The organism is Micromonospora sp. SL1-18 (assembly GCF_047921505.1).
In the GTDB taxonomy this organism is placed as follows: domain Bacteria; phylum Actinomycetota; class Actinomycetes; order Mycobacteriales; family Micromonosporaceae; genus Micromonospora.
The window spans coordinates 1-881 of record NZ_JBLROA010000191.1; the positions used below are offsets into that span (position 1 = coordinate 1).

The 881-nt window shown below is 67.2% G+C and carries 1 pseudogene; it reads left to right on the top strand.

The window, feature by feature from the left end:
- Positions 1-531 precede the first annotated feature (531 nt).
- Positions 532-881: pseudogene (locus ACNAW0_RS30485) on the top strand (group II intron reverse transcriptase/maturase); the annotation flags it as partial.

Below are 881 nucleotides of genomic sequence, written 5' to 3' on the forward strand. Positions count from 1 at the left end.
GTGCGCCGGGATAAACCGGCATGGAGGAGGAGATGGAAGAGCTCTACGTCGAAGGGCTAGCGACCCACGGCGGCCCCGAGCCATGCGCTGGCGTCCGTGAGGGTGTCGGTGAAGCGTTGGTAGGGGTACGTGCAGGCCGGGCTATTGAGCCTCGAAATAACGGGATTGGGGTGCCCACGCTGTCACGCAGGCGGAAGGCAACACTGTCGAGGGCGATTTCGCGAGCTGTCGGCGGGCCCCGCGGGGTCAGAGAACCAGGGCATGTACGGAACCTCCATGCGCGAGAACCGGGAGGGCCCGTGCCCGCTCGCCCAGTTGATCATGGGTGGGCCGTTCAGGGAACGCTGAGGCGGTACGCCTGAGATGGACGGGCATGGGCAGTCGGATCGTTCCGTAGTACCTGCGAACCCGCCGAACAAGGCCGTGGCTGCGGAGGTGGGGGAGGGAAGGGGACGAGCCAAGGGGAACACGGGCAGCAAAACGCGTCCCGGACACAGTGCCGGAACCGACGCGTCCAGTGCGCTGGGCCGTGTGCGTGAAGTAGCGCGACGGGATAAGGATGCGCGGTTCACCGCGCTGCTGCACCACGTCAGTTTGGGACGCCTGCGGGCGGCTTACTGGGCGATTCGTCCGCAGGCCGCGCCCGGGGTGGATGGGGTGACGTGGACCGACTATGGGCAGGGCTTGGAGACCAACCTTCAGGACCTGCACGTGCGGGTGCAGTCGGGGCGCTACCGGGCGAAGCCAAGCAGGCGGGCCTACATTCCGAAGGCGGATGGGCGGCTTCGGCCGCTCGGGATCGCCGCGTTGGAGGACAAGATCGTCCAGCGGGCCGTCGTCGAGGTGTTGAACGCCGTCTACGAGGTGGACTTCCGGGGCTT